Raw genomic sequence first — 8,143 nt, forward strand, 5'->3', positions numbered from 1 at the left:
CCTGCCTTCCCTTAGAGAATTGTTTCGAATTCCGATAATACGTAACCTGTTCCATTATTAATTTTTCTTTTTTCGTATAATGATATATCATCCACTTCAGGCATTTTCAAAAAACGCTTTTCCAGCTCGATATCAACGAGCTGGAAGGCCTTTTCATCCGAATCTGCGGCGATGATGACATGAATTAGTTCTTCTTTAATAGTGACTTCAAAACGGTATAGATTCATATTCTTCTTACCTTCCGCTATTTAAACAGCAACCTCTGTTAAAATATTATCAAGTTTACTTTGTAATTCTGATTTTCCTACTCGCTCTACAAAATCCAAGAAAGTTTCAGACAATAGCTTTGTTTCTTTGAAAAACAGGATAAGCTCTTTTAATACGTCATAAAGCTTTTCAGCTTCCACTTTCCCTTTTAATTTTTCATTGAACTTCCCACCAGCATTAAGTGTTCCGCCTACGTATATTTCAAAAGCCTCGACCATTTTTTTGTCTTGGTTTTTCATTTTGATACCTTGCAACCCGATTTCAGCAATAGCTCGTTGACCACAGTTATTCGGGCAACCCACCATATGCATTCTTACCGGTACATCTAAATCAATTTCTTTATCCAGTTTTTCAGCAATAGTTTTCATCCGGTTTTTTGTTTCAACAAGTGCCAGGTTGCAATACTCAATGCCTGTGCAAGAAACGGAATATCCAATGAATTTTTTTGGTTGATATGGAAATCTTTCAAAAATTGATTCTTGTTTTAATTCTTCAAGTTTTGCATCCGGAACATTAGGAATAATTAGATTTTGCGAATTACAGTTGCGGATTTCACCGTTTCCGTATTTTTTAGAAAGTTCAGCAAACTCAATAACTTCGTCTGGAGTTAAACGGCCAACTGGGATATTGACTCCAACATAGTTAAGTCCTTCTTGTTTTTGTTTATGGATACCATAGAAATAGCCAGCATTCCATTCCTTCAATGCACTTTCTCCCTTTTCTGGAAGTGGACCGGTGTATTCAAGCAATTTTTCCTTAAATTGCTCTGGACCCCAATCAGCAACAAGGAATTTCAAACGAGAGCGATGACGCTTTTCACGGTAACCGAAGTCACGGAAAATCGTTGTGATGGCGGCTGCCACTTCCACTGTTTTCTCCGGTAAAATGAATAAATCAAGTTCTTCTGCTAGCATAGGGACGGAGGATAATCCACCCCCTACTTTAACGTGAAAACCAACTTCTGTCTTTCCATCAATAACCTTCGTAGCTGGATTAAATGAAACGCAGTTAATTTCAGCATTGGAAGCATTATGAACATTAGCACTGACTGACATTTTATATTTCCTTGGAAGGTTTGAAAAATCTTCGTTAAGTCGGAAAAACTCAAATACATTATAAAGGACCTCACGTGTATCAAAAAGTTCGCCAGGATCGATTCCAGCTAATGCATTTCCGATTATATTCCGTGTAATATCACCACATGCACCAGCAGTGGTCATCCCAACCTGTTCTAGACGGTTCAAAATATCAGGGACTTGTTCAATAGTCAACCAGTGAAACTGAATAGCTTGGCGAGTTGTGATGTCATAAACATCTCTACCGTAATCTTTCGCGATATTAGCAAGTGTGATTTGTTGGTCATAAGTAAGGATACCACCAGGAATAACGACACGCATCATCCAATAGCCCGCTTCTTTTGGTCGTTGCAAGTATAGACCTGCCCACTTGAACATATCCCACTTTTCTTTAGGAATGGATTCAAATCCATTTGCTGCATAATGAGGAATATCGTCAAAGATCTTCAAACCATCTTTTTCTAATTTCCAGACTTCAGTTTTGTTTTTAGCAATTACCGGATTTTCAGACCAAAACTTCTCATATACCACTACTTTTTCCTCCTCGATTAAATCGCTCTCTTAGTTGTCAAATAGTTGATTACCTGTTCGACGCACTCTTCAACACTATATTGGTTGGATTCTAAAACGATTTCCGGCTGTTCAGGTTCTTCATATGGAGAGTCAATCCCAGTAAAGTTTTTAATGATTCCCTTACGTGCCTTATCGTAAAGACCTTTTGGATCACGCACTTCACATTCTTCAATCGGACATTTTATGTAGACTTCAATAAACTCGCCTTCTTCAAGCAAATCGCGTACAATTTGACGGTCTGCTCGAAAAGGGGAAATAAATGCCGTTAATACGAACTGCCCGCTATCCACAAAAAGCTTGGAAACTTCACCGATCCGCCTAATATTCTCAGTCCGATCCTCTTCAGAAAAACCCAAATCTTTATTTAAGCCATGACGAATATTATCTCCATCCAAGACATAACTTCGAATATTTCGGTTATACAGCTCTTTAGCGACTGCATTTGCAATCGTTGATTTTCCGGAGCCTGAGAGTCCTGTGAACCATAGAACTGTACTCTCATGTCCGTTTTGCTTACGACGGAGTTCCTTAGTCAAAGACGCTTTATGCCAAGTTACATTCGTGCTATTACTCATTATTATCCCCCTCTTACTACTTACATATATTTGAAACTAGTTTAGTTAAATACTTCATTCTTTTTCAGGCCTTCGATCAACACCTCGATGACTTCTTTACGACTGAAGGTAGCTGGTGGAATTTCACCATTACGCAACATTTCCCTAACCTTCGTTCCGGATAAGATAACATGATCTTCTTTACCATGCGGACATGTTTTAGCAGAAGCCATATTTCCACATGTTTTACAATAAAAGCTATGTTCAAAGAATAATAGCGTGATTCCTAACTCGTCAGGTTTGAAATTACCAAAGATTTTTTGTGCATCATAAGTTCCGTAATAATCGCCTACACCGGCATGGTCACGGCCAACAATAAAGTGGGTGCATCCGTAATTTTTACGAACCATGGCATGGAAAATGGCTTCTCTTGGCCCTGCATAACGCATGGCAGCAGGGAAAACTGCTAGGGAGACACGATCCTTAGGATAATATTTCTCTAGTAGTACTTTATAACTCTCCATCCGTACATCAGCTGGTATGTCATCTGATTTAGTAGCACCTACTAGCGGATTTAAAAATAAACCGTCTACAATCTCCAATGCAGTTTTTTGAATGTATTCATGTGCACGGTGAACAGGATTTCTTGTTTGGAATCCAACAACTGTTTTCCAGCCTTTTTCAGCAAAAGTTTTTCTTGTGTCAACAGGATCCAAATAATGATCTTGGAATAGTGGACGTTCGATTCGTTTAACTAATTTAATATCCCCGCCGACATATACTTCACCACGGTTATACAAATTTTTCACACCAGGATGTTTCTCATCATCCGTTTGATAAACTAATGTGGCTTCCAATTGTTTATCAGGTCTGAAGATATCAGAAACAATGAGAACTCCGTATGTTTCTCCTTCATGATTCAACTTTACTTCTTCTCCTAGAGTAAGAGCTTTTGCTACTTCATCAGTAATCGGCAAAGTAATCGGGATGCTCCAAACATGGCCGCTGCTAAGCCTCATATCCTTAACCACTGCTTGATAGTCATCTTTTGTAAAGAATCCTTTAATAGGACTATAGGCCCCAGTACCTATTAATTCCAGGTCACTTAAAGCAATCTCATCAATTTCGATTGAGTTGTTTATTTTAGTAATATCATAGTCTGGTTCCCAACGATTGATCAACGTTCCTCCGTGCGGTAAGCTAACTGTCATGCTAATTTCCCCCTAAATTTTCTATTTATTAAGATAAATGTAATCCGCATTCTGTTTTTTGCGCGCCCTGCCAACGTCCTGAGCGTAAATCATCGGCATTGATAGCAGGTGCCGTACATGTTTTACAGCCAATACTAGGATATCCATTATCGTGAAGAACATTATATGGAAGCCCATTTTTATGGGCATAGCGCCATACATCTTTCCATGTCCAATGAATAAGCGGGCATATTTTAATTGATTTAAACTTATTATCTTGATTAATATATTCCGTTAATGCTCTTGTTTCAGATTGCTCCCTGCGTAGTCCCGAGAGCCAAGCAGTTGCCGTTGAAAGTACCTCAGTAAGCGGAGCGATCTTACGTATGCTGCAACATTTATTTGAATCACGGAGCCATAACTCATCTCCATATTCAGATGCTTGTTCCTCAAGCGTCAATGCCGGCTTTTTCATTTCAATTGAAAGCTGCGGATAGCGCTTTTTAACTTGTTCAATTAATTTGTAAGTCTCTTCAAAATGAACATCCGTATCCAGAAAAACAATTTTGGCTGAAGGATTGACTTTTGCCAATAAATCCGTAAGTACTATTCCTTCAATGCCGAAACTACATGCATAAATGAGTTTGTTACCATATTGGGAATTTGCCCACTCAAGAACTTCTAAAGCACCTTTTGACTCACTGTCCTCAGGAAATGCAGGCAAAATCTCTGTGTCGAAATTTTCATAGTTTACTAATGCAGACACTCTTAAAGCCCCCTCTAAAAACTTGCTAAATGTTTCACAGAATAGAGTAACTTGCGATTAATACTCGCTGATGTTTTCTAACGCTTAAAAGACCCTAGAAAAAAGAGACGAATTTAACTAATACTCTCTTTTATATCAGTTAAATCCACCTCTAGTTTTCTAGTCAGCAGATACCTTATTTAATTCTCAGCTTTTCATTTCTTTCCATTTGAATAATTTTACCATCCTGGACGATAAGTGTTATGGATCCATATTTCATCGACTTAAGCATTTCTTGTAGGCGTTCAAATATTTCCTCCAGCTGATTCTCTTTTTCCAAGCCAGTTCCTCCTTTAAGAAAATCCGAGACTAGCTTATCGTATAGCTGACCCGTTTATAAAATGCATTTTCTTAAATTTATATATTCCAAAACATCTTACAATGCTATGGTTTGCAAACGAATTTTACAGAAATAAAAATCCTTCCATGATGGAAAGATTTTCAAGGTAATATTTTTTACCTTATCTTCCAAAATGATCAACATTTTGTTGGATGTAGCACCTTGCATCCATCATGCAGGTTGCTGGACTTCAAAGGGCCAATTCCCTCCGTCGCTCTGGATAAGTTTTATTATTTTAAATATTAACATATATTTATTCCTTGTCAATGGAGTTTTCTTATAAAATAACTTGGATTAATAAAATGGGTGAACTGTTATTATTATACACACTGTTCCTTGAACGGATAGTGTATCAGTTAAATATGAAAATAGACTCATTTTTAAGAGAAACTCCTAAAAAAATGAGTCTATTTCATTACTTACCTCTTTTTACAATTGTTTAAGGCCTAATTGTTAAAGTTAATTAGTTTTTATGATTGTACATAAATAATCTTTAATCTCATGAAAATAAAAATAGTTCAAAACCTTAAGCCTTTACTTTTCGTCTATTTACAGCATTTAATTATTTCTTAATTGAATCGCTTCAACAAATTCTTGCACCTGACTTTGCACACGATCAACTAATTCGCCATCTTTAATTGGGCTTTCAGGATTCTGCTTATCTATTTCCTTATCTACAAAATATAAGCCCTGCAACGGCTCACCTTTTAAAATTGAAATTAAAGGTTTAAGTGCGTAATCAATCGCCAATAAATGCCTGTTACTTCCACCAATCATAATTGGCAGAACAGGCTTATTTTTAAATGCACCCTCAGGTAGCAAATCAATCAAAGCTTTTAATACGCCTGTGTAAGATGCCTTATAGACTGGTGAACCAATAATGATACCTCTAGCTTCCTGAATTTTTTCTGAAAGCTTTATTATATCTTCACTATTATACCGGCCTTGGAATAGATCATCTGCGGAAAAATCCGTTATAGAGTAATAAGCAGTGGTAAACCCCTCTTGTTCAACTAGTGATCGAACATGTTTTAGAGAGATGTCAGTTCTTGATGGACTCGCTGGACTGCCTGATAAAATTACGATTTCGCTCATATAAATTTCCTCCTATTATTTTCTTATCTGTGATAAGACTTGCTGATTCAATAAAAATCACTCAATCACTAATAAATCGGATAAGAATCCTGCCTAGGTAAGTCATGTACCATATAATAATCGTAATATTCAGAAAAATAAAAGTCAAGTGTTTAACTCGGGATTAATGTGAATAACCTATTCAGAAACTTTTCTCAGTTATCCCCCTCTACTTTTCCTAAAATTTCAAATTGTTTCTTCCTTGACCTTTTAATTTTTGCATCTCCAAAATAACTGGTATAGTTCCATTCTTCGGCTTACACTAGTTTGCACAATGTATCGTCAAGACTAGAGGTACAAGCTTGAATAACTAATACTAATTGTAGATAAAGCAACGGTCATATTTACGGCTTGTTGACTTCATACGCCTTAAATATGACCGTTTATTTATGTATTATTGCTTTTTCCATGAATCCCATATACTAAAAGCTGAGCAATACTCTTTATTCGTTCCTCAGTAAAATACGGTTCCGTTTTCTGTTGATGAATCTCATAATGGGTCGATAAAGCTAATGTAAAAGAAATAATTCCTACATTAAATAGGATAATATCGGAAATATAGTGAATCTCTCCAGTATCAATTCTCTTCTGAAGTTCAATAAGCTTAGCATTTGGCTTGAAGATTTGCTCAACATATTGTTTAGAAATTTCTTTATCGTATTGAGTTTCTCGAAATAATATCGAATACTGTTCTTTATTTTCAAGAATTTTTTTTATCAATGTGATAACGTGGTTCTCTACAAGCTCATCCGTAGAAAGGTGGCTAGTCTCAACTTCCGCATCTTCTTTTTCACTAGGAGTAATCGTAGCCAAAAGCAAATCTTTTTTGCTGTCAAAGTATTTGTAAATCGTAGCTTCGGAAACATTACAGGCAGAAGCGATTTCATTCGTTCTGGTCATGTCAAAACCTTTACTGGCAAAAAGAGTCCGGGCTACATTAATGATCCGTTCTTTTGTTTGCTGCCCTTTTTTCAAAAATATCAACCTTCTTTTACAAAAGATAAGACCGGCTTGTCCGATCTATTTTCCATAATAGCCTGATGATACCAATCGGTCAATATAACCTTTGGTCTATGAGACTTGCATTAGTCATATAAGACATAAAAAGAAAACATCGTCGGATTAGGACGATGTTTTCCTTTTCAAAATTATTTAAAAGATGCATAGCCATCATCAACCATAACAATACTGCCATTAATCGCATCAGCTTCATCTAATGATAGTAGATAAACAGCATTCGCAATTGCTTCCGGCTTAATTAATTTGCCGCGCATTTGGCTTGCATTCAATTTATCGATGATTCCCATATCTTTATATCCTTGGATAATTGGAGTATCCACACCGCCTGGTGCGATACCTACTACTCGTATTCCATAAGCACCCAATTCCAAAGCCGCTGTTTGTGTCATCATTCTTACAGCGCCTTTAGAAGCCTGGTATGCGAAAGTCCCATGTGAAGCTAAATAGCCAAACACCGAAGCAGTATTTATAATAACTCCCTTACTGCCTAGTTCCTTCATTTTACGTCCGGCTGCCATGATACCAAAAGCCACACCGTGTTGGTTTACTCCGATCGTTTTAAAGTACCCTTTCATATTTTGTTCAAGAATCATGCCACCCGCACCTATGCCAGCGTTATTGAACATAATATCAATTCTTCCATAAACATCTACAGCGATATTGACCAATGCTTCCACATCTTCTTGCTTTGAAACATCAGTTTTAACAAAAATAGCTTCTCCGCCTTCAGCCTTAATCAGTTCAACAGTTTCTTCCGCCATGGCTTCGTTAAAATCCGCAACAACGACTTTGTTCCCTTTTTTTGCAAATTTTAGACATGTTGCACGGCCTATTCCACTTGCTCCACCTGTAATAACTGCCACTCTTGCTGTCATATAAATTCCCCTTTCAACGCTCAAAATAAATAAGTAAGTATTTACTCACTTTTATTATAGATTTATTGAATAATAATTTCAAGCGAAATGATGTTGTTTTAAAGTCCCCTTTATATTGCATACAAAAAGCTGCCCTATTAAAATAGGACAGCTCAGACTGTAGACAAACTCGATGAAAATCGAGTTTGTCTACAGTTTTTTTGAGGGGTTGTAAAAATTCGAACGTTGATTTCCACTCCAGGCACTCGCTTTCCGCGGGCGGTCAGGGAGCCTCCTCGGCGCCTTTGCGCCTGTGGGGTCTCCCTTAGA

The 8,143-nt window shown here is 37.1% G+C and carries 9 protein-coding genes and 1 riboswitch; all 9 genes read right to left on the bottom strand.

Annotation, left to right across the window (positions count from 1 at the left end; translation table 11 throughout):
* Positions 1-11 precede the first annotated feature (11 nt).
* Entirely contained in the window at positions 12-227 is a 216-nt protein-coding gene (locus AKG34_RS12430; protein ID WP_053346353.1) for a DUF3906 family protein, read from the bottom strand.
* Between the two features lie 21 nt (positions 228-248).
* On the bottom strand, positions 249-1,874 hold the full coding sequence (locus AKG34_RS12435) for a nitrite/sulfite reductase (protein ID WP_053346354.1): 1,626 nt from the start codon (positions 1,872-1,874) through the stop codon (positions 249-251).
* Between the two features lie 17 nt (positions 1,875-1,891).
* A complete protein-coding gene (gene cysC / locus AKG34_RS12440) occupies positions 1,892-2,491 on the bottom strand; it encodes an adenylyl-sulfate kinase (protein WP_053346355.1) in 600 nt (199 codons plus the stop codon).
* 41 nt (positions 2,492-2,532) lie between these two features.
* Positions 2,533-3,681 (bottom strand): sulfate adenylyltransferase, encoded by a 1,149-nt coding sequence (gene sat / locus AKG34_RS12445; RefSeq protein WP_053346356.1) that lies wholly within the window; start codon positions 3,679-3,681, stop codon positions 2,533-2,535.
* Between the two features lie 28 nt (positions 3,682-3,709).
* Complete coding sequence (locus AKG34_RS12450; protein ID WP_053348094.1) at positions 3,710-4,387, bottom strand: phosphoadenylyl-sulfate reductase; 678 nt, start codon at positions 4,385-4,387, stop codon at positions 3,710-3,712.
* A 214-nt stretch (positions 4,388-4,601) separates the two neighbouring features.
* Positions 4,602-4,745, bottom strand: a complete 144-nt coding sequence (locus AKG34_RS26995; protein WP_082527691.1) for a YezD family protein — start codon at positions 4,743-4,745, stop codon at positions 4,602-4,604.
* Positions 4,746-4,923: 178 nt separating this feature from the next.
* A riboswitch (SAM riboswitch) is annotated at positions 4,924-5,032 on the bottom strand.
* Between the two features lie 331 nt (positions 5,033-5,363).
* On the bottom strand, positions 5,364-5,900 hold the full coding sequence (gene ssuE / locus AKG34_RS12455; protein WP_053346357.1) for an NADPH-dependent FMN reductase: 537 nt from the start codon (positions 5,898-5,900) through the stop codon (positions 5,364-5,366).
* A gap of 426 nt (positions 5,901-6,326) precedes the next feature.
* Positions 6,327-6,914 carry a TetR/AcrR family transcriptional regulator gene (locus tag AKG34_RS12460; RefSeq protein ID WP_053346358.1) on the bottom strand — a complete coding sequence of 196 codons (588 nt, stop codon included), beginning with the start codon at positions 6,912-6,914 and terminating at the stop codon, positions 6,327-6,329.
* A 173-nt stretch (positions 6,915-7,087) separates the two neighbouring features.
* Positions 7,088-7,834: an SDR family NAD(P)-dependent oxidoreductase gene (locus AKG34_RS12465; RefSeq protein ID WP_053346359.1), complete on the bottom strand. Its 747-nt coding sequence runs from the start codon at positions 7,832-7,834 to the stop codon at positions 7,088-7,090.
* Positions 7,835-8,143 lie beyond the last annotated feature (309 nt).

The organism is Peribacillus butanolivorans (assembly GCF_001273755.1).
Classification (GTDB): domain Bacteria; phylum Bacillota; class Bacilli; order Bacillales; family DSM-1321; genus Peribacillus; species Peribacillus butanolivorans.